13 protein-coding genes and 1 pseudogene are annotated in these 21,625 nt (G+C 55.6%); 8 read left to right on the plus strand and 6 right to left on the minus strand.

Annotated features, from left to right (window positions below):
- Positions 1–39: 39 nt before the first annotated feature.
- The 4 genes from ACYX4K_RS09365 to ACYX4K_RS09380 all read right to left on the minus strand — a co-directional run bounded on the left by ACYX4K_RS09365 (position 40) and on the right by ACYX4K_RS09380 (position 7,774).
- Complete coding sequence (locus ACYX4K_RS09365; RefSeq protein WP_475092383.1) at positions 40–2,838, minus strand: TonB-dependent receptor; 2,799 nt, start codon at positions 2,836–2,838, stop codon at positions 40–42.
- A 223-nt stretch (positions 2,839–3,061) separates the two neighbouring features.
- Positions 3,062–5,311 (minus strand): glycoside hydrolase family 32 protein, encoded by a 2,250-nt coding sequence (locus ACYX4K_RS09370; RefSeq protein WP_475092382.1) that lies wholly within the window; start codon positions 5,309–5,311, stop codon positions 3,062–3,064.
- A gap of 10 nt (positions 5,312–5,321) precedes the next feature.
- Positions 5,322–6,278 (minus strand): carbohydrate kinase family protein, encoded by a 957-nt coding sequence (locus ACYX4K_RS09375; RefSeq protein ID WP_475092381.1) that lies wholly within the window; start codon positions 6,276–6,278, stop codon positions 5,322–5,324.
- A 14-nt stretch (positions 6,279–6,292) separates the two neighbouring features.
- On the minus strand, positions 6,293–7,774 hold the full coding sequence (locus ACYX4K_RS09380) for a glycoside hydrolase family 32 protein (protein ID WP_475092380.1): 1,482 nt from the start codon (positions 7,772–7,774) through the stop codon (positions 6,293–6,295).
- Positions 7,775–8,024: 250 nt separating this feature from the next.
- Here ACYX4K_RS09380 and ACYX4K_RS09385 point away from each other — a divergent pair, with 250 nt between their 5' ends.
- The gene (locus ACYX4K_RS09385) at positions 8,025–9,050 is read left to right on the plus strand and encodes a LacI family DNA-binding transcriptional regulator (RefSeq protein ID WP_475092379.1); all 1,026 of its coding nucleotides are present in this window, start codon (positions 8,025–8,027) and stop codon (positions 9,048–9,050) included.
- A gap of 26 nt (positions 9,051–9,076) precedes the next feature.
- Positions 9,077–10,315 carry an oligosaccharide MFS transporter gene (locus ACYX4K_RS09390; protein ID WP_475092378.1) on the plus strand — a complete coding sequence of 413 codons (1,239 nt, stop codon included), beginning with the start codon at positions 9,077–9,079 and terminating at the stop codon, positions 10,313–10,315.
- Positions 10,316–10,440: 125 nt separating this feature from the next.
- Here the strand turns inward: ACYX4K_RS09390 and ACYX4K_RS09395 are convergent, their stop codons facing one another.
- On the minus strand, positions 10,441–15,105 hold the full coding sequence (locus tag ACYX4K_RS09395; RefSeq protein ID WP_475092377.1) for a GH32 C-terminal domain-containing protein: 4,665 nt from the start codon (positions 15,103–15,105) through the stop codon (positions 10,441–10,443).
- 192 nt (positions 15,106–15,297) lie between these two features.
- Positions 15,298–16,905 (minus strand): glucose-6-phosphate isomerase, encoded by a 1,608-nt coding sequence (pgi, locus tag ACYX4K_RS09400; RefSeq protein ID WP_475092376.1) that lies wholly within the window; start codon positions 16,903–16,905, stop codon positions 15,298–15,300.
- Between the two features lie 467 nt (positions 16,906–17,372).
- On the opposite strand from pgi, the gene ACYX4K_RS09405 reads away from it, so the two are divergent.
- The 6 genes and pseudogenes from ACYX4K_RS09405 (at position 17,373) to ACYX4K_RS09430 (ending at position 21,608) form a co-directional block, all read left to right on the plus strand.
- Positions 17,373–17,837 (plus strand): antitoxin Xre/MbcA/ParS toxin-binding domain-containing protein, encoded by a 465-nt coding sequence (locus ACYX4K_RS09405; RefSeq protein WP_475092375.1) that lies wholly within the window; start codon positions 17,373–17,375, stop codon positions 17,835–17,837.
- Between the two features lie 71 nt (positions 17,838–17,908).
- A complete protein-coding gene (gene tnpA, locus ACYX4K_RS09410; RefSeq protein ID WP_475093936.1) occupies positions 17,909–18,187 on the plus strand; it encodes an IS66 family insertion sequence element accessory protein TnpA in 279 nt (92 codons plus the stop codon).
- Entirely contained in the window at positions 18,181–18,537 is a 357-nt protein-coding gene (gene tnpB, locus ACYX4K_RS09415; RefSeq protein WP_475092374.1) for an IS66 family insertion sequence element accessory protein TnpB, read from the plus strand. Before tnpA ends, tnpB begins: the two co-directional genes overlap by 7 nt.
- A 26-nt stretch (positions 18,538–18,563) precedes the next feature.
- Positions 18,564–20,145 (plus strand): annotated as a pseudogene (gene tnpC / locus ACYX4K_RS09420) (IS66 family transposase).
- A 211-nt stretch (positions 20,146–20,356) separates the two neighbouring features.
- Positions 20,357–20,833 carry a YcxB family protein gene (locus ACYX4K_RS09425; RefSeq protein ID WP_475092373.1) on the plus strand — a complete coding sequence of 159 codons (477 nt, stop codon included), beginning with the start codon at positions 20,357–20,359 and terminating at the stop codon, positions 20,831–20,833.
- Positions 20,834–20,927: 94 nt separating this feature from the next.
- The gene (locus ACYX4K_RS09430) at positions 20,928–21,608 is read left to right on the plus strand and encodes a zinc metallopeptidase (RefSeq protein ID WP_475092372.1); all 681 of its coding nucleotides are present in this window, start codon (positions 20,928–20,930) and stop codon (positions 21,606–21,608) included.
- The last annotated feature ends 17 nt before the right edge of the window (positions 21,609–21,625 follow it).

A 21,625-nucleotide genomic window follows, 5' to 3' on the forward strand; every position in this document is an offset into this window, starting at 1 on the left:
ATACGGGGCGCGCTCGCCCCGTCATCATCGATTTCTTGTTTAGAAGCGGTAGTGCAGGCTGGCGCGCCAGGTACGACCGAACAGCGGACGTGCCACACCCCGGTTGGTGGCGCCATTGGGGCCCTTGAGGTCAACAAACAGTGGATCACCTTCGGTGAAGGAGAGTTCGTCGGTGAGGTTCGCCACGTGCACCTGCGCCGCCAGCTTGTCGCTGAAGTCCCAGATAAAGCCCGCATCCACATGGAAGTACTCTGGATAGAGCGTCACATCGTAGTCGCGGGACTCGGAGAAGCGATCACCGAAGTAGGTGTACTTCATATAGGGCTTGAACGGCAGGCCGGTCAGCGGCTTGGTGTCGTAAACCATTTGCAGGTTGAACATCACTTCGGCGAGGCGGCGCGGCGTGCGCCCGTCTTCGCCGATTTCCCGGAATTCATAACCGGTAACCACGCCATTCTCAGCCAGCTCCTGAACCACGGTGTAGTTGGCCCCGATAATTTCAGGCTTCTGGTACACCAGGTTACCGGTCAGCTCCAGTCCCTCGACAAATGTCGGGTTCCAGGTGGCCTCTACCTCGATGCCGAGGTTTTCTACCCCTTTGCGGTAGAACTCGCGCACTTCCGGACAAGTATTGATATCGGGGATGTCTTCGTTGACGACACACTCACTGGAGGTGAAGTCGCGGTAGATGCTGATATTTTCCCGCGGGCTGAAGTCGTTGTAATACAGTGCGACCTGGGTATCCCAGGTATCCGCGTAATAGCGCACACCGGTTTCGTATTGCCAGATCTGCTCAACCTGTTCTTCATCGCGGCTGGAATCGACCTTAAACTCGTTCAAGTCTTCAAGGCTCGGCAGGCGGAACGAATTGGAAACCAGGCCGTATACTGCCAGCCGGTCGGAGAACGAGTAGTTGGCGCCCGCGGACCAGCCACTGCCTTCGAAGCTGTCTTCGTGAGAACGCAACTCGCCGGGCAGGAAAACTTCGTTGTCTGCGGTGGTATCTTCGATCGAGCCCGGGGTGACGTCATCCGGCGTGATATCCGAGCCTTCCTGCAGTACACGATCGCGGCGCAGGACGATGGATTCCTGATCCTGCCAGCGCACACCCAGGTCCAGTTTCAGGCGATTGTCGAGCAGCTCCCAGTGGTCGTGCAGGTAGACCGCGCGCCCTTCGACTTCGATATCCGAGTTGTAGCCAAAAAAGCCAGGCAGGATAGCGCCGTTATAGGTGAGGCTCGGTCCAACGCGATTGCCGTTCTCGTCCAGACCATACAGGTCGACCAGGCGGGACTGATCCTCCATGCTGGAAACCAGCAGCGAGGCCTGATGCACCTGATCATTGTTGTAATTGCTGGCGTATACACCGAAGGTCAGGTCGTGCTCACCCAGCAATTCAAAACTCTTCTGCACCTGCAGATCGATGCTCGAACTTTCCGCTTCCACGTTTGTAATAAACGGCAACAGGAAGTTCAGCACCGTGTCGTCTGCCACCTGGCTGCCATCGTCCAGGTAGAAGGCGCCCACGGACTGGGCCAGTGCATAATTATTCACAAAATCAGACCGGCTGATGCCGGCAAATGCGGTGGCCGGGTCCTCCGGCATGGCAAAAAATCCGTTCAGTTTAGCCGCATCGAATTCACCACGCAGCGCTTGGCCGTGGGCGGCACCTACGATGTCATTCTGGTAGCGCGCATTGAGGAACTGCTCGGCCGAGGTGGAATCATTGCCGGTAAACATGGCATTGAAATCATTGGTGCCTTCGGTGTGGCGAACGCCACCGCTGAAGCGCCAGCCGGACTCCAGGTCATGACGAAATTTTGCGGTGAAAATATCGAAGTTGGCGTGGTTGCCGTCGGCGATATCAATTTGGCGCTCGCCGTATTCACCCAACATATTGAAATGCCGGTTGTAGGGCGATGCGGTAGTGCCATCGGCAAAATCAATGGCGATAGGCCAGACTTCATCGGGCTTGATTTCGATGGGGTTTTCCGGGGTGCCGGGCTCACTGAATGCGGGCACCTGGAAAGGTACGTTTTGGTAGAAAGCCGTCTGGTCGTCAATAGAGAGAGCGTGCAGCTGGAATTCCGTGCGCTCGTCATCACTGATAAATTTCAGGTTGCCGCGAATCTGGCCGCCCTGGTCGGCGGTGTAGCCGGTATCGCGAATACCGTCGGAGGTGCGGTAGAAGCCACCCACAGCATAGGTGAGATTGTCATTGATCGGGCCGGAAACAAAGACGTCGTTTCGCAGCAGACCATAATCACTGGCTTCGACCTTGTAGCCACCTTCGAAAACCTGACCACCGGTACGGGTCACATGGTTGACCGTGGCACCCAGGCCATTGGAATAGAGAATACCGCCGGTACCACCTTTGACAACTTCCACGCGCTCGGTCATCAGGTCGCCGCGGATGGCCACATCGTTGTTCATGAACTGCACTTCTGGCTCTTCGTACCAGGGCAGCCCGTCGATCAACTGGGGAGCATAGCGATAGCCGCCGGTTACTGGCAGGCCACGTACCGTGATGTTGTTACCCGCTTCACCTGCGGTCCCGCCCTCGGCAAAAATACCGGGGACGTTCTGCAGCATATCTGCGGTACTCAGTGGCGCGAGGCGCTGAACATCTTCGGCATCCAGAGTATTGATGGAAAAGGTCGCATCGGCTTTGGTGGTTTCCTTCACCACACCGGTGACAATCACCTCTTCTAGCGCTTCATTCTGGTTTTTTTTGCTCGCAGGTTCTGCCTGTTGCGCAACCTCGTTCGCAGCTGCGGTGTTTATCGCCAGTGCCAGGGGCGCAACGGCAAACATGAGCCGGCCAAACTCTCTCTTCATCACGGTACCTCCTTGAGGTGTCTTATTCTTTTTTGATTTTCGAGTCAATTTTCAAGTGACTTATTTACGCCACTCTCTATGCTCTACCGCTTATGTCTATCGTTAGACATTTTAGGGCGGAGCTTTATGTCCATCGCTAGACATTATTCTGTGATTTTTGCTGTGCTGTCAACGGCTTTTTATGCCCACGTCGCCGTTTTCGGTCGTTCAATCGCACAGCCACTCAGGGCAACTGTAGCGGCCAGGCCGTCATATCAATTGTCTGGCTAGCGCCATCTGGAGTACGTGCGGTTACCGGCCCGATTGCCGGGTTTTCCGGATAACTGCGGAAGGAGAACACCGCAGCGTCGTTGATAAACACCTCAACAACAGAGCCGTCTACAAAGACTCTCAGCGTCTCGATTGCACCAAAGGCCGCAGCATCGTATGGCGCCTCCAGCACATTGGGCCCCTCGTCTTCTCCCGCCGTAGAAGCACGACTTTTATCCAGCACTACCCTGTTGCGCTCACCATCAATACGCAGGCGTGTCACTTCCCCCTGTGGGTTCGCCAATATGTCCAGTTCGAGATCGATGGGGTGACCACTGCTGGATTTGACCAGTAGCTCATAGGCACTGTTTGGTGTGAACAACTCAGTGCCTTCACCGCTGACAGCCAGCTTCGTCTGCTCGGCAACGGGCGCTTTGCGCAACGCGCTTAACTCCGGCGCAGGCGCCTGCCCGAGGGAGCGACCATCTTCCATCAGGAACCAGCGGCGCGGAAAACTGAAGGTATGTGCCCAGCCAGCATCCTCCTGCGCCTGCGAGGTACGGCGCTCATCCACAATGCCGATCGCACGCAAACTGCCGTCTTCGGTACGCTCGACCGTGGGTGCAAGATGCCCAGGGAGAATATCGAGGTGTTTCGGTTTGGTGGTATAAGGGTGAAAAACCCCTTCTTTCCATTCACCAACCCAGTAAACGGCTCGCGTTGCCGGTTCGCCATACTTGGAGACCGCACCACCGATGGGATTGACCACCAGGACATGCGCGTCGTCGGAGATAGGCTCAAACACCGGCATTTCCCAGATCAGCGACCCGTTATCCAGATCCCGGTAGGACTCGCTGATAAATTTGCGCCGGTGCTGCCATTTTCCACCGCCTTCTCCAGGCTCGAGCACGTAGTAATCCAGCCCTCCACCACTTTTCAAGGCGGCACCGATCAGCATGTGCCAAGTGTTCCCATCCCGGAACAGATACGGATCCCGGAAGTCGGGTACATATTTCGTATTGACGATCGGGCCGAGCTTTTTCCAGTGCCGCAACATGGGATCTTCGCTCACCGCCATGGATACGCCCGGGTTACTGGCCTTGAGTCGGTCGAAATGATTGACGCTGGTATAGAAGGCAAACGCCTTGCCGCCATCGTAGATCACATCGCCCGACCAAATGCCCTTCATATCGAAACCGAAGTTGTCTGTTTGCAGCTCCGGCCAGAGCGCGTCTTCAAGATTTTCCCAGTTAACCAGGTCGCGGCTCACCATATGGCCCCAGTGCATCTGGGTCTTGTATGGGCCATTCGGCGTGCGCTGGTAAAACAGGTGCCAGACGTCCCCTACCCGCACAAACCCGTGGGGCTCGTTGGTCCAGTTTGCCGGTGGCATGGCGTGGAGTTGCGGGCGCAGGTGATCATCGGCAAAGCGACTTGCGGGCACAACCAGTGAAGCCCTTGCCGAGCGTTCCTCCGGTTGCACCTGAGCGTGCAATTCTGAAACCTGATCCCGTGTCAGGCCACGAGCAAATATCTGCAGCTCGTCAAAAGCACCATTCAAGCGGTTGATGGTGAAGTTGAGCATTTCAGCCTCATTCGGACTGCGCGCAATGGTTACCGGCGCGGACACAGGCTTCATCGGCGCGGCCAATGCCTGCTCGGCAATCGCGGTTCCATCCAGATACAGCGAAACACGATCTGGCAAAATGGAGACGGCCAGTTGATGCCAATGATACAACGGAAAACGCTCTGGGGCCGGTAAAGTGACCATACCGGCTTCCGTCTGTACGCGAACGCCCCAGCGCCCATAGGTGTCCAGATAAACGTCAAAACCGCCGCCTTCGCCCCACTGGTTAATCAACGAACCCGGAGAGAGATCCTGAACTCGCACCTCATGATCAGAAGGGTAGCTCTCCAGCGCCACCCAGAATACGGCGGAAATTTGCTGCGCACTTTTTCCCGCGTTCTCTTGCGGCACCGTCAACCAACTGGAGAAACCATCGCTTCTCCAGGCGTTACCAACGATACCCGGTACAGAGTCCGGTGTCGGGAACTGGGTGTGGATCGTTGCCGGCGCCAGAACTTCTGAAGTTAGGGTCTCAAATCCCTGATAATAGTCCGCTTGCGAAGGAACACCGGTATCCGCAGAGAGAACCACGATGGGAGTCAGGGCAGACAGTACAATGACCGAGCTTTTCAATACACGGTTAAAATTTGAAAACATCGGAAACTCCTCAACTCGCTTCCGCAAGCTGCAGTGCAGCTTGTACTTCCTGAAGCGACGGCGGATTACAGCCCTTCCTTCCAACATTGATTGACGCCGCCTGCTGCGAAAATTGCAGGGCATTCTGCAGATCCACGTCTGTCAGACTTTGCAACCTAGTTTCGAACGCATTACTACGAACCAGATAGCTCAACAATGCAGAGAAAAACGTATCCCCCGCACCCACTGTATCTCCCACCGGATCCGGCAGGTGTGCAGGTGCACTGACCTCGCCATTTTTCGCAACCAGCGTTGCCCCGGCAGCGCCCTCCGTGTAGGCCACCAGCGCAACCTTCTCCTCCGCCACCAGATTGCGGCAAAAGGGCAATGGATCCGTAATGCCGAGAAGCGCCAGATCCTCGTCACTGACTTTCAACACCGTCGCACGCTCAATCAGGCGATGAACACAAGAAAGATAGGCTTCAGTATCGGCCACCACCCCTTTGCGCAGGTTTGCATCAATACTGATGGGCACCCCGCGCTGGCGTAGCGCCCCGATAACGTCGGAGAGCACCGCCTCCATCTCCGGTACCAATGCCAAAGAACCGGTATGGAACAGTTGGCAGTCCGGTGTCACACCAACCATCAGCGTGGCAGCATCAATGTCCAGGTCGGCCACTCCTTGACGGTACAGGCGGTAACTGGGCTGACCTCCCTCATCAATCGTGACCAGCGCCAGTGACGTGGGTTTGTCCGAGCGTGGCACCCGAGCAATGCTGATCCCCTCCTCTGCCGCCGCATCGGCGATACGCTCACCCAGCCGGTCAAACGAGATGGGCGAAAGGTAATCGCACTGCAACCCAAGGCGGGCAAAACCCCGACAGACATTGAAAGGCGACCCACCGACATGGGGCACAAACTGTCCATCGGCTGTTTCGATCATATCGAACAGTGCTTCCCCAAAAACAGACACTCGTGGCGCAGTCATGATTTACCCCTGCATTAAATGCTGTATAGCGAATAGGAAACGGCGGCTGAGCCACTGCGTCGCAACGCCATGCGTGACATGGGCTCGCTGGAGAAAAACAGTGCGGTCACAGCCGTCTTACCGGCATCCAGGAAAATTTCGATCGAGCTTCCATCGATAATCACACGCATTTCACTGCGCTCTGTCAGCCCGTGCACAATCGGCGCAGTGATCTCACGCCCGAGCCCCTCTTCCACCCAACCGGATTCGCGACGGTCTAGCACCAGCTGGCCACGCTCGGCAGAAAGAGAGACCACCAGTCGCTCGCCCGCGGCGGCAAGAAACTCCAGCTCCATTTCCGGGGTCTCACCCACCGACAGGACCAGGTCCAGCGCGGCGTCGTCCGGAAGTGAAAGAGTCTCGCCCAGAGCAAGGGCTCCTTCCGCTTGGGCGCAACGGGACTCCGCCACTTCACTCACCGGGGCGTTACCAAGACGCAGGTCTTCGCCCTCTCTGAAGAGATAGAGCGAGCGCGGAATGGTCATGGCGCCCCGCCAGGTTTCAGTCGGCACCTTGTTGGCGTAGGCCCAGTTCGACATCCAGCCCACCAGAATACGCCGATCATCTGCAGACTGCAGACCGTCCCAGGTCACACCCGCGTAGTTGTCGGTTCCAAAGTCCAGCCAGCGGACATCGGTGTGCTCCGCGACAAACTGAGCCCCATCGAAGTTGCCAATGAAGTACTGGGTCGCGGAACCACCGTTGGGGCCACCGGGATTGATACTGACGAGAAGGCACCAGCGCTCTTCCCCCTGCTCATCATTCAGGGGGAACAGGTCCGGGCACTCCCAGACACCGCCGTGATCACCTTGGGTTGCACCGAACTCACACAAGAAATCCCAGTCGATCAGATTCTCGGAGCGGTAGAAATGGATTCTGTCCCCTGCGGCCAGCACCATTACCCAGCGCTTGCTCGGCCCGTGCCAGATCACTTTCGGATCACGGAAGTCCTTGATACCGGGGTTGGGAATGACCGGGTTCCCGGAATATTTTTCCCAGCTCACACCACCATCGGTACTGAAAGCCAGGCTTTGTGCCTGTACTTCATTCTTGTCGTGGTGGGTGAAGGTGGCCACCAGTGGTGGATGTTCACCCCGCTGCAAGCCGGAAGTGTTCTCTACATCCACCACAGCGCCGCCAGAGAAGATCATGCCGAGACCTTCTGGCTCGGACGCAAGTGCCACCGGCTGCTCCTGCCAGTTCAGGAGGTCCGTCGAGGTCGCGTGCCCCCAGTGAATATCCCCCCATACCGAGCCTGCCGGGTTGTACTGGAAAAACAGATGGTAAGTACCGTCCAGATAAACCATGCCATTGGGGTCATTCATCCAGTTGCGAGCGGGAGCAAAGTGCTTGCGCGGGCGCCAGTGGGTCGGAATGGCGTTATCTCGCCCCTGACCGCCCAGGACTTCCGACATTGTTGTAGCGCCGGTCTCGGCGGATGCGAATTCCTGTTCCATAGTTCTGCGTTCTTATATCTGTATTTTTCCAACTTTCTGCGCCTTGGCGCACCCCATCACCGCTGTTTCGGTGTCGGCGGATATTCCCAGCGCTCTCTGACAGTGTAGAGATACCCAACTGCATAATGTCCACCGTTGGACATTATACGGATAGGGGTTTAGTATCTGTCAACAGCTGACGCGGATTTCGCGCATCAGGAGTGCAATCGGGTATAGTGCCAGTCTGTTCAACCGATAGACAAATGAGCCCATGAGTTCGATTAAAGACGTGGCAGAGCTGGCTGGCGTATCCGTTAAAACCGTTTCCAGAATCCTTGGTGGATTCGAAGGTGTCAGCCCGCGCACAAAGGAAAAGGTCCAGGCGGCGATGGACCAGCTGGAGTACTACCCCTCCGCAGCCGCGCAGTCTCTGCGCGGCAAAGAGACCGGCCTGGTCAGCCTGATCACCGACCACCTGACAACAACGCCCGACGCGTTTGAAATTGTTGCCGGCATTCAAAGCGTGTGCGAGCAGCAGGGAAAGTTGCTGCTGATCGGTGAAACCGGCGGCAGCCAGGAGAGCTTTCAAAACCTAGTGGAAGATTTTCGCCGGCAGCGGGCCCAGGCAATTATCTTCGCCACCATGTACCACCGAGAAGTGGAAATTCGGCAGTCCTTTGAGCGCTGCCCGTTGATCCTGCTGAACTGTTTCGACAGCGAAAAACGCTACCCGAGCATTGTCCCGGATGATGAACAGGGTGCGTTCGATGCGACAGAACACCTGCTGGCTCAGGGCCACCAGCGCATCGCGTTTCTGACGCTGTTTGAAGATATGCCAGCGACGCCGTTGCGGGTACAGGGCTACCGACACGCGCTGGAACAGCGCGGTATCGCGGTCGACCCGGACCTGATTATTCAGGGTGTAGCCGATGATAAAGAAGACGAGTTTGCCGGGCTGGGCGAACTTCTCGAGCAACTTCTAAAAGGAAAAGGCGCACCCACCGCGATTTTATGTGGTAACGACAAAATGGCGATGCGGGTTTACATGCACGCCATCCAACTGGGCTTCCGCGTTCCCGGCGATCTGTCCATCGTGGGGTACGACAACTACCGCATGATTGCGGAAAACCTGGTGCCCAAACTGACCACGGTGTCACTCCCCTACTTCCGTATGGGCGAACTGGCGGCGGAACTCGCCATCGACAGCCCGGTAGAAGGCAAAGGAAAAAGTAAAAAACAGAAGAGTTTCAAGATCGGTGGTGACCTCATCGTAAGGGGGTCAACCGACCTTCGATAAAAGCGATAACAACTGAGAGTCAAGCGATGATGAAAACCTCCACCCGAAACTACTGGCTGCTGAGCTGCGCACTATTTGCGTTCTTCCTCACCTGGTCATTCGCCTTTTCCCTGTTTCCCATCTGGCTGAACCGCATCGTCGGTTTAGGTGGTGAACAGACCGGTGTCATTTTCAGCATCAACGCCATCGCCGCTCTACTGGTTATGCCGCTTTATGGGTACCTGCAGGATAAACTGCAGCTGCGGAAAAACCTGCTGTATACCGTGGGCCTGCTGCTTCTGGGTACCGGCCCCTTCTTTATCTTCGTCTATGCGCCACTGCTACAGGCCAGCTTTTATACCGGCGTTGCGGTGGGGGCCGTCTACTTTGCCCTCGCGTTCGCATCGGGCGTAGGCGCACTGGAAACCTATATCGACCGCTGTGGGCGACTTACCGGTTTCGAGTTTGGCAAGGCGCGCATGTGGGGTTCTCTGGGCTGGGCTTTTGCCACGTTTTTCGCCGGCACCCTGATCAATATCAACCCGGATATCAATTTCTGGCTGGCAAGCAGCTCCGCGCTGATTTTCTGTGTTGCAGTACTTCTGGTACGCGCACCAGAAAACGTCGAGGAAAAGCTGGAATCCCAACAAAAGGTGCAAATGCAGGATGCCTTTGCCCTGCTGAAACTCCCCACTTTCTGGGCGTTCGCCACCTATGTCATGGGCGTCACCTGCGTCTACTCGGTCTACGACCAGCAGTTTCCGGTTTACTTCGCCTCTCTGTTCAACAGTGTCGACCAGGGAACCTCCATGTTTGGTTACCTGAACTCCCTGCAGGTTTTCCTTGAAGCCGGCGGTATGTTTGTAGCCCCATTCATCGTCAATCGCATTGGCGCCAAGAACGGTCTGCTGCTGGCCGGTGTCATCATGGCCGTGCGCATCCTGGGATCCGGGGTAGCCAGTGATCCGATTTCAATCTCGGTCATCAAGCTACTGCACGCGGCAGAGCTGCCAATTATGCTGGTGGCCATTTTCAAATACATCGCCAAGAACTTTGATCCGCGCCTGTCTTCCACCCTATACCTGGTGGGCTTCCAGTTCAGTACCCAGGTAGCGGCCAGCGGGCTTTCCGTGGTGGCGGGCATGATGTACGACCGCATCGGATTCACCAACGCCTATTTCGTGCTGGGAACCGTGGTAGTGATCTTTCTGGCAATATCCGCAGTCGCGCTGCGGGACGATGCCAAGGCGGAATTCAACTCCGTACCGGAGGCGCGCTGTGCCTGATGCACATGGCGCCTACATATAAACGGCGCTGATAACAAAAGTAGATAGAAAAAGCAGAAACCAAAAAAAGGCCCCGAGGTTATTCCTCGGGGCCTTTTCTTTTTTCCCATCCTGTGAAACGAGAATTACTGCGCTTGCAGCGGAATGCGTATCGCATCCAGGTTGAGGTGCCCCCAACCACCCGTGGCATCATCAACCGCTTTCAGCTTCAAGGTGCGGCCGACATACGCGGATGCATCAATCACCTCCGGCCGATACTGCTCACTGTCATGTCCTGTAAGGCGGGCAAGCTCTTCACCGCTTTGTGCATCCAGAAGTACCAGATACAGCTGGCTTGGGTTATTGCCACCACCAATCAGCAGGCTGATCTGTCCGTTACCGCCCAGCACAAAGGTGTCCGACTCCAAACTGCCGACCAGCGCGTCCCCACCAGCAGCAAAACCCCACAAATGGTGGCTGCCCTGATGGTCAAAGCTGAAGCACTCGCTCCAGTAGCAGGAGGCGGAGCTGACCGCCTGTGCCGAGAAAGCTTCACCGGTGGCCTGCCAGCCGGACAAGTCGCCGGACTCGAAGTTGAACTCCTTATAACTGGTTTCGACACCCAGAGGAATTCGCACATTGTCCAGATTGATATGTCCAAACCCACCGGTACTGTTGTCCACCAGCTGTAACCGCAGGCGCTCACCGGTATAAGCCGCAGCGTCGAAGCAGTGCTCGCGATAGGCTTCGCTGTCGTGACCGGTAGTGCGCATGATTTCTGAGCCATCGCTACGTTGTAGGGCGAGATACAACGTATCGGGCTGGTTGCCACCGGATATCAGGAAGCACACCTGACCGTCGCCACCCAGTACGAATTCACTGGATGTCAGGCTGCCGGTACCTCCGTCACCGCCATCCTGGAATCCCCACAGGTGGTACTGCCCCTGTTGATTGAAAGAAGCTCCATCCCAGAAGGTGGTTGCCGTAGAGATATCGTCAGCGCTGAAGGCAGTGCCCTGAACCTGCCAACCGGACAGGTCTGCGTTTTCAAAATCCAGCACCAGCGTATCGCCTGTGGCAGGCCCTTCGCCAACTTCAACAGGAATAACCGCCTGCACACTGCCGTCGGCAGTCGCTACCGAAATCTCGGTGTTGCCACTGGCAATTGCAGTGACCACGCCATCAGTTACCGTAGCGATTGCCATATTGGCGCTTTGCCAGAATAGCGGCTGTCGACAGGCATAGGATGGCTGGGTGTCCAGCGAGATGGTTGCGTTCGCGCCTGGGGACAACGCCAGGGTAGCGGGTGCTGGGTTGAGACTTTGCAACGGATAGACATTGGCAGAAGGAATAAGCCCGTCGTTTTCATCCGCGACAGGAATTCGCAGGTAATCCAGGTTGATATGCCCCCAGCCACCGATGGCGCTGTCCTGAAGTTCCACATACACAGACTCTCCGATATATGCAGAGGCATCCCATACAACTTCGCGATAGGTTTCGGAGTTATGACCGGTACTGCGCAGCAGCAAACTGTCGTCAGTGGACTTGCGCAGTGCTGCGTACAGATTGGCACTGTCGTCGCCACCAGCGATCAACAGCTGAATACGACCATCACCTTCCAGTACGAAGTCACCAGTACGCATCAGTCCGGTGGCTTCATCTTCTGCTGCCGCAAAGCCCCACAGATGAAACTGGCCCTGATGATCAAAACTACCGCCGTGCCACTGCACGTCACTTACAACTGACTCGGTAGAAAAGGTAGTTCCGGACAACACACACCAGTTGTCGAGATTGCCGTTCTCAAAGTCATACTGCAGAGTTCCACTTTGAGCCTGGAATACCACATCGCCGGAGCCAGCCGGTGCACTGCCATGCAGCTCCGGGTCGACATTGACGAAGGCTGCGGGATCTACTGTGAGCGCCACATTATTGAGGTTTGTATCGTAGTCTTCCGCACTTCCTGCCAATACGAGCTTTACCGTTTGCGAGTCTACCCACACCAGCTCGTAAGTGATGCCAGCTGGAATTCCAGTGAGATCCCAATGCTCGGAAAGCAAAGGCTGCTGGAAGCTATTGTTGGTGACCGAAACGGTAATTTCTGCCCCACTTTCGTCGCCCTCGACAATCGCAGCTTCGGCAGTGAGGGTTAACGTAGTCACTGGCTCAACGGAGGCGAAAAATACAAGACCGCTGGCACGCAGCGGCTGCTCGTAGTCCTGCAGTGCCGTTGCCGGAATTTCCAGCACAGCGCCTGCGATGTTCAGGTCGTAGTCTTCACTGCTGTTTCCAGAGAGCACCAGTTCTGCCCGTGTGTCACTCACCCGAGAGACAGTTCCAATTGAGACACCGGCGGGAAGATTGCTGAATTGCCACTGGCTCGCGTTCAGCGCCTGCGCAAATGTACCGTTGTGAAGGTCGACATAAACCGTCGCTCCACTTTCCTGTCCCTCATTAATTTCCGCACTACTGCTGAGCGCGGCAGACATGCCGGAACCCGTGGACATTGGGCGCAGCGGATACCAGGTTGCGGACGCCAGGGACACAGGCTGATCACTAAACAATGACACCCCGGTGGCATCAGCGCGCGTCGGATAGATACGATTGGAGAATACGGCACGTTCATTGACAAACACCGTCACCACCGAATAGTCCACGAATACCCGCAAAGACTGCGGAGCACCAAACACCGCTACATCATAATCCGCGGTGTACAGTTGCAGCTCTTCCTGATCGGTATTGTTACTCGACTGGCGTTTGTCGATCGTAATGCTGCCATTCTGCAAATAGATACGCGTGGTTTCATCCCCGTCCGGAGAGGTCGCCAGGGCCACACCGAACTGTTGTGCAGCCAGAGGTTGCGCCAGCTCGATATTCAGCTCATACAAATGGCCGGCATCCCGCAGGGGTAAGTCCCCATTTACTTGCTGTGCACCCCAGGTCTGCATTTCGCCGCTCTTGCGCAGGGATTGCAGTTGCGCATGGGGACGCTGCCACAAGCTTTGCCCGTCGCCTCCCAGAGACCAGACTCTCGGCAGACTGAAAGTGTGCGCCCAACCCTGGTCATTCTGCATCTGCGAGCTGGTTCGTTCATCCACGATGCCAATGGCCACCAGCTCGCCATTCTGCCTGGCTACGGTCGGTGACAGGTGTCCATGGATCAGATCCAGGTACTTGGGCTCGGTGTAATCAGGAACAAACTGGCCTTCGCCATTCGCATCCACCTCCCAGCGACCAGTCCAATAGACACTGCGCACAAACGGTGCCTGATTCTTGCGCATGGAGCCGCCAATGGGGCTGACCACCAGCGCATATTTGTCGACACCGTTGTGCTCACCGATATATTCAAATACCGGCATCTCCCAGATAGCGGAACCCGGATCCATCTCGGAGAAAGGCACGCTTGAAAATGGCCGAGCCGCGCGCTGCCAGTTATCCGCGGCGAGATTGTCGGTGGTGTAATACTCCACACCACCTGCGGAACCCATGGCGGCACCAATAATCATGTGCCAACGATCGCCGGACTTCCACAAATACGGATCGCGGAAATCGGCAATACCGCCGGGATTGGGCTGATTCTTGTCAATGATGCCACCGAAATGCTGCCAGTCTTCCAGGTTGGCATCGCTACTGGTGGCACGGGCGATACCCGGATCAAACTGGCCATCAAAGTTGACCGTGGTGTAGAAGGCGTGCGCCACGCCGTTATCCATTATCACATCGCCAGACCAGATACCCTTGCTGCCAAGGCCGGATAGTCCGCCCCCATTTTGCTGTGGGTAAAGCGCGTCTTTTGTATTGGTCCAATTCACCAGGTCATCGGACCACATATGTCCCCAGTGCATCATCCATTTAAATGGGCCGTTCGGCGTGCGCTGGTAAAACATGTGATAGCGGCCATCTTTTTCCACAAGCCCATGGGGCTCATTGGTCCAGTTCGCGGGCGGCATCCCATGAATACGCGGGCGGTGCAGATCATCGGCGAAACGGGTTTCCGGCACGGCCAGTGAGACCTCCCAGGGAGCACCGGCACCTTCGGCATATTCCTGCTGGATTTCTTCACTTGTGCGCACGGCGACGGAAACCCGGGTATTGTCATAGGCACCGTTGATCGCATTGACCTCAAACACGCCGTGGGACATCTGCGGCCTGTCACTGCGGGCGATCACCATTTCAGCGGTGGTGGCTCCCGCCAGTGCACCGGCACCGGCCTGTCGTTCCGCAACCAGGTCGCCATTGAGATACAACTTCAGGTTCCCGTTATCCACCACGGCGGCCACATGGCTCCATGTATACAGGGGAAAATGGGCAGGAGCCTGAACACGCTCAACCGTACCCGCCAGATTGATATCCAGCCACCAGTTGCCATAAGTGTCTATGCCCAGGCGAAAGCCTCGGTTGTCACTCCAACTGTGCAGGATTGCAGAGTCCTGCTGAGCACCCTCTTCCGTCGATGGATAGCTCTCCAGCGCCACCCAGGTAGACACGGAAAACTGCGTGGCGCCGTCCAGATCCAGCGGCCCGGTCACCCAGGTTGAGTAGCCGTCGGAGCGGAAACCGTTGCCAAATACCGCCGGGGTACGCTCAGGAGGGTTGTTTTGAAATCGCACGGTGTAATCACCCCCTGCCGCGTTCGCGACCGGTGCAACACCGTTTTCCTGCTCGTAATCCAGAAATACCAGGTCCGATGCTGTCGGTGCACTGGATGTAGAAGTTTGTGGTTCTGGAGCGCCGGGTTCCTGGGCACTACAGGCGGGTATAGCAAAAGCGCCGGCAACCACCAATAGTGGGCCAGCTATCCAATTACTGATCATCGCTGTTTACCTTTAAGGTTCGTTATTGTTTTGGGCGTGCAACTGGGAGGGAAAACGTATCCTTACCTCCCCCTGAGACATGCACGCGATCGGACACGATTGATGACTACGCAATCGTTTTCGCCGCTTCGCATCCGTGCGAAACCGACTAAATTAATTCTTCTTACTTGTACTCGGCCTTTCTACGACCTGTTATTTCTGTAACTCAAGCTCCCTGAATCGCTGAATCGCGTTAATGGTGGAGGCATCCAGTGACACATTCTCTCGACCCGACATCGCATCCAGGACATCGCCACAGAGCTGTTTGCCCAGCTCCACGCCCCACTGGTCGAATGCATTGATTTCCCAGATCACGCTCTGTACATAAACCTTGTGTTCATATAGTGCGATCAGCCCGCCCAATGTTTCAGGCGTCAGCTGATCCATCATTATCAGCGTGCTTGGACGATTACCCGGCATCGCCCGCGCCGGTGCCAATGCTGCGGATTCCTCCTCAGAGCAGCCAGAATTTAAAAATTCCTCCCGCGCCTGAGACAGGCTTTTACCAGTCATCAGAGCGCGGCTCTGGGCGAGGCAATTCGCTACTAGCAGTGGCTGATGTCCTTCCGGGGCTGAGGGGTTCTGTAGCGGCAAAATAAAGTCGACGGGAATCAGGTGAGTACCCTGATGGAGCAGCTGATGGAATGAGTGTTGGCCGTTGGTACCAGCTTCACCCCATATGACGGGTGCCGTCATATGTGAGACGGACTCACCGTCTCGGGTTACACGTTTACCATTGCTCTCCATTTCCAATTGCTGCAGATACGCAGGGAGCAAGCGGAGATTATGAGCGTAAGGAATGATTGCCTGGGTCTGCGCACCAAAGGAGTTCGTGTACCAGCAGCCGAGCAGCCCCATAAGAACCGGGAGGTTTTCCTTTAACGGTGCCTCTGCAAAATGCCGATCCATCTCAGCGGCCCCGTCACGTAGTCGCGCAAATACTTCAGCTCCAAACGTCAGGGCAATGGAAATACCAATAGCCGACCAGAGCGAGTACCGGCCACCCACCCAGTCCCACATGGGGAATACCTGGTCTTCCGCCACCCCGAAGGCAGCTGCGCGCTCCGGTGCCGCGGTAACCGCTACAAAATGCGTTTCGATAGCGGCTTCACCGGCAGCCTCTTGCAACCAGCCTCTCGCCGTCTTGGCATTCCGCAGCGTTTCCTGTGTAGTGAACGTTTTCGAGGCGAATATAAACAGCGTCGTTTCCGGGTCGCACTCCTTCAGAGCAGCAGCAATATCACTTCCGTCAACATTGGAGACGAAGGCACAGTCCAACTTTTGCTCTATATCAGCCAGTGCACTGCAAACCATCTTCGGACCAAGGTCGGATCCACCAATCCCAATATTGATGACCTTAGTAAATGGCTTACCTGAATAACCCCGCACCTCGCCCGCATGTACTCGAGCAACATAGTTGCCCAACTGCTCCTGAACAGCGTGCGCCGTCGCCGCATAATTAATGGGTCGCCCTAACCTAAGAGCCGTATGAGAAGCCGCCCGACCTTCCGTATTGTTGACCTTTTCACCAGCCAGCAATGCAGTAATTTTCGACTCCAATTGGCGGTTCTCCGCCAGCCGGAACAATTTACCAAGCGCTTCGTGATCAATCAGGTTTTTGGAGAAGTCGACACTAATCCCGGCCGCATGATATGTGTAGCCGGATGCCCTATCGGGCTCGCTTGTGAATAGCGAGGCAAGCGAAGAACTACGCAATCGCCCAGCTTCAGCCTCCAATCCAAACTCACTTAACTTCAGCACTTCCATCTCCTTGGCCCTGACAGGGCGCACTTACCGGATTCACACAGCCGACCCAGGGCGAACAAAAAACACTCAGCCGTAATGTCTATCGTTAGACATATTACATGAAAATTTTTTGCCCTCAACCCTAAGATTTTGGCCTCGGGACCCAGTTGGAGTCAGTTGGCAAACGATAGCAGGTCAATATTTCAGCAGTTTCGCCGGTTTGAGCCACACAACACTACCTAAATTGACACTAGCCTTGAAGACGCAGGCGGAGCCCCGGATTTCACTATTGGAAGTTCAAACTACCACGCTCTTATCGGATCGTCGCAGTCACTATTATATATACGGGTTCTGGTGTGGATGGTTTTATAGCTGTCCCCAGTGACTCGCTACTCCGCAGTAATGACACGAAGTCATCGCAAATACCCGAAACTGTTGTATGGATGAATTTGACCAGGTTGCCCAAATGAGAAAATGATGCAATGAATACACCGATTGAAAGCAGTTCCCAGGTCACCGACATGCTACTTCGAATGTTTGAGCATTGGCGGCTATCTCAGGCCGAAAAACTAGCGCTTCTCGGGTTAAGCGATAGCAATAACGTCGATCTCAACGGGTATTTATATGGAGAATTTTTTGCCACAGATCGAGACAAACTTGAGCGCGTCAACATCCTTCTTGGAATACATCAATCACTTCGCTTATTGTTTCCACAGAATCGAGACTTAGCATACCGCTGGATTTCACAGCCCAATGACGCCTTCGACGGCATTTCACCCCTGAATCTTATTGAACGCAACGGAATACTGGGATTGCATATGGTACGTAATTATCTCGATCAGCATGGTGCCACAGAGGGGCTGACTACTGAAATCCTAATCGAAGGAAGCCCAGAAATCAGTCTGGATCACAGTGATTGGGGTAAGCGCTCAATAAACCCCATCTAAAACCCAGAATTCCCTCCCGGTACGCTCCTGATTTTTAACGATCAGGAGATCCACATGACCAGCCAAAGCAAATCCGATTCTGGCAGCAGCATATCGCGGACTGGCAAACCAGCGGGCTATCGCAGATAGCCTACTGTGAGCAGCACAATCTCAAGCTCAGCACCTTCACCTACTGGCGCAGCAAGCAGAGTAAATCTCGGCCAAAGCTGATGCCGGTAACGATGCCAGCAGTCACCGAGCTGGCTGAGCTCTCACTGCCGGGCGGCATCCAACTTCAGCTTCCGGTCTCCGCCCTGGAGCAAACACTACCAGTACTGTGGCGCCTGCTGCGGGAGCAGGCCTCATGCTGAGGCCGGCGCAGTCCGCTCAAGTCTACCTGTACATGGAGCCTGTGGACATGCGGAAGTCCATCGATGGCCTCGCAGCACTGGTGGAGCGGGAGATGGATCTGTCGCCGGCACTGGAGGCTATCTTTGTGTTCTGTAACCGCGGCCGCGACAAGATCAAGCTTCTGTACTGGGAGCGCAATGGCTTCGTGGTCTGGTACAAGCGCCTCGAGAAGCAGCGATTCCAGTGGCTGCGGGATGCGGAGTTTATCTACCAGCTACGCACTGGCCGCGAACTGAACCAACTCCTCGACGGGCTCAATATCTGGAGCCAAAAACCCCACCGATCTATCCAGTTCGACTCGGTTACCTGAACCCACTCTGCGATACAATGGCGGTCATGAAAAAGCTGACCGCCGAGCAATTACCCAATGATGTTGATGCGCTGAAAGCGCTTCTGTTACAAAAGCAGCAGCGCATTGACCTGCTCGAAGAACAGATCCTGCTGATGCGGGACAAGCACTTTGCCCGCAGCAGTGAGCAGTCCCCGGATCAGTACGGCTTCTTCGACGAAGCTGAAACCGAGTCAGAAACCCCTACGCCAGAGACCGCCGCAGAGCTCCTTTCCAACAGCGCGGCAAAGACCCAGCCCCCAAAGACCTCCGGTCGCCGCGCCTTACCGGCAGAGCTACCGCGCGTGCGTCGCGAATACGATCTCTCCGAAGACCAGAAGAGCTGCGGTTGTGGCTGTCAGCTCCAGGCCATTGGCGAAGAGATTAGCGAGCAGCTCGACATCATCCCAGCCAAGATCCAGGTCATCCAGCATGTGCGCAAAAAAGTACGCCTGCAAGACCTGCGAAGCCAACGTAAAAACCGCGCCACTGCCAGCCCAGCCAATCCCAAAAAGTAACGCCAGTCCGGGTCTCTTGGCCCAGGTTACCGTCGCCAAATACCAGGATGCATTGCCGCTGGCACGGCAGGAGAAGATCTTCCAGCGCTACGGCGTGGATCTGCCGCGCAACACCCTGGCCAACTGGATCATCCGCTGCGGTGAGCTGGTACAACCCTTGCTAAACCTGATGGAGGATCGATTGCGATCGGGCCCCATCGTCCAGTGCGATGAAACCCCGGTGCAGGTGCTCAAAGAGCCCGACAAACCACCAGAAAGCAAATCCTATATGTGGGTACGCCTCGGCGGCCTCCCAGATGAGCAGGTTGTGCTCTATGACTACCATGCCAGTCACAGCGGCTACGTGGCCGGTACCCTATTGTCGGGCTACAACGGCTATCTGCAAACTGACGACTACGCCGGCTACCACGCCGTGGGCAACGAAAATACCATTACCCATCTCGGGTGCTGGGCACACGCGCGACGAAAGTTTATCGAAGCGCAAAAAGTTACTGGCGGCAAAGATAAAAAGGCGAAAGGCAAACAGAAGGCGCCTAGCAAAGCCGATATTGCATTGAACTACATCGGCCATCTCTACGGTATAGAGCGGCAAGCCAAAGAATGCACTGCAGAAGAGCGCCATCAACTGCGACAAACAAAAAGCATCCCTGTACTGGAAAAGCTGCGCGGGTGGCTCGATAAAACCCTGCCCAAAACATTACCCAAAAGTACCCTGGGCAAGGCGCTGGCGTATCTCAATAAAAACTGGGCGAAGCTCTACCGGTACACCGAAGATGGCCGCCTGCGCATCGACAACAATGCAGCGGAAAATGCCATACGCCCGTTCGTGATCGGCCGCAAAAACTGGTTGTTCAGTGATACTCCGAAAGGGGCAAAGGCCAGTGCCGCGCTATACAGCCTGATTGAAACGGCCAAACTGAACGGCCTTGAGCCGCATGAATATCTGGCTGCGATTTACAGCCGTCTGCCACAAGCCGAAACGGTCGAAGCCATCGAGGCATTGCTGCCGTGGAATGTCAGGGCTGCGGTATCACTGGAAGCTCGAACTGCTGTCCAGGGTGGGGAAAACTGATCGCTTACAGAAAAAGCTGTAACTTGTTGATTTAAAAGGACGAAAATCTCATCATTTATGTCGCCCAATGACACATCGACTGTAGAAAAGGAATTACTACAAGAAAGAGTCGCTCACAGGATGAGAGGTATTGAAGCGGGCGAAAGCCCGCTTTTTTTATTTATGAAACCCAGTACATTCAATGAACCAAATTCAGCAATAAGTGGTTTTGATGCAGCCTTTCAAAAAACAATTCACCCTATCCAGGGATTACCTGGCCGAATGTTTTGATCAGTCCCTACCCCATGGAAAAGGTGCCAAACCCAATTACCTGTTCCCGGCCGTGATGCTCGCTGCAGGTGCAGGGTCACTGATTTTTACCGATCAGCCCAGAGTGCTGGGCTACATGCTCATCGCTTTTGCGATTCTGGAGCTTCTACATATCCGCTTCCGACGCGCCTGGTGGCTGGCTCGGCAGATGTGGGGTAAAAGCGCAGGTAGTGAGGTGACCGTCATTGTCGATGAACGTGGGATTACGACTCAGAGCGAGCACACACAGACCGCACTGTTATGGTCAGATATCGAGGATGTTATTGAGACAGAGTTGGGGTTGATCATTGTGGCGAAATCCGGTGGCAGGCACTACTTGTCCAAATCCTTGTTTACTGAAGATCTGGTCAGTGAGATTGTCGCCAGATCCAGGGGTTAGTGCGCATTCGCTCCTGTGTTAAAAGCATTGCAAACACAGTCGTGTAGGAGCTACCTTCAGACGACCAGGCTCACCATCTACTGAATCGCCTCAAATGCCATACATACTCGCCACTCTGGCCATCATCGCCCTGATCGTAGGCCCGCAACTGTGGGTACGCTATGTGCTGTGGCGACACTCCACCGAGGTCGGCGATATGCCGGGGTCCGGCGCGGAACTGGCCGAACACCTGATCGAGCGATTTCAACTCGAGGGAGTAAAGGTCATTAAGGCCGGCAAGGATCAGAACTACTACTCGCCGTCGGAGAAGGTTGTGGCGCTCAGCCCGGATGTGTACCACGGCAAATCGGTAACGGCTGTGGCGGTGGCCGCTCATGAAGTCGGCCATGCGATGCAGTTCTGCCGCGAAGAGCCCATCTCCAGGCTGCGGGACAAATATCTGGGTCGGGCCGGGCAGATCCAGAAGATCGGCGGCACCATTCTGATCGCCGCCCCTATTCTCACACTGCTGATCAAATCACCGGTCGTCTTTCTATGGATAGGTGTGATCGCGGTGATCACCATGCTGGCTTCCGTACTGATGTACGTGGCGATTTTGCCGGAAGAGTACGATGCGAGCTTCAACAAGGCCCTGCCCATATTGCGGGAAGGCTACCTGCCAGCGCACCTGATGGACAAAGCCCACAGTGTACTGAAAGCCTGCGCCCTCACCTATGTGGCGGGAGCTCTGCTGGACGTTTTGCGCCTTTGGCGCTGGGTACGATTTATTCGCTAGCCAGGCTGGGGATTCGT

The sequence above is a fragment of the Microbulbifer sp. ABF4_107 genome, from assembly GCF_056312215.1.

Coding starts and splice junctions, on each gene's coding strand:
- ACYX4K_RS09405 (WP_475092375.1), top strand. CDS start 17,373: ATGAATACACCGATTGAAAGCAGTTCCCAGGTCACCGACATGCTACTT.
- ACYX4K_RS09425 (WP_475092373.1), top strand. CDS start 20,357: ATGCAGCCTTTCAAAAAACAATTCACCCTATCCAGGGATTACCTGGCC.
- ACYX4K_RS09390 (WP_475092378.1), top strand. CDS start 9,077: ATGATGAAAACCTCCACCCGAAACTACTGGCTGCTGAGCTGCGCACTA.
- ACYX4K_RS09365 (WP_475092383.1), bottom strand. CDS start 2,838: ATGAAGAGAGAGTTTGGCCGGCTCATGTTTGCCGTTGCGCCCCTGGCA.
- ACYX4K_RS09370 (WP_475092382.1), bottom strand. CDS start 5,311: ATGTTTTCAAATTTTAACCGTGTATTGAAAAGCTCGGTCATTGTACTG.
- tnpB (WP_475092374.1), top strand. CDS start 18,181: ATGCTGAGGCCGGCGCAGTCCGCTCAAGTCTACCTGTACATGGAGCCT.
- ACYX4K_RS09385 (WP_475092379.1), top strand. CDS start 8,025: ATGAGTTCGATTAAAGACGTGGCAGAGCTGGCTGGCGTATCCGTTAAA.
- ACYX4K_RS09380 (WP_475092380.1), bottom strand. CDS start 7,774: ATGGAACAGGAATTCGCATCCGCCGAGACCGGCGCTACAACAATGTCG.
- ACYX4K_RS09395 (WP_475092377.1), bottom strand. CDS start 15,105: ATGATCAGTAATTGGATAGCTGGCCCACTATTGGTGGTTGCCGGCGCT.
- ACYX4K_RS09375 (WP_475092381.1), bottom strand. CDS start 6,278: ATGACTGCGCCACGAGTGTCTGTTTTTGGGGAAGCACTGTTCGATATG.
- ACYX4K_RS09430 (WP_475092372.1), top strand. CDS start 20,928: ATGCCATACATACTCGCCACTCTGGCCATCATCGCCCTGATCGTAGGC.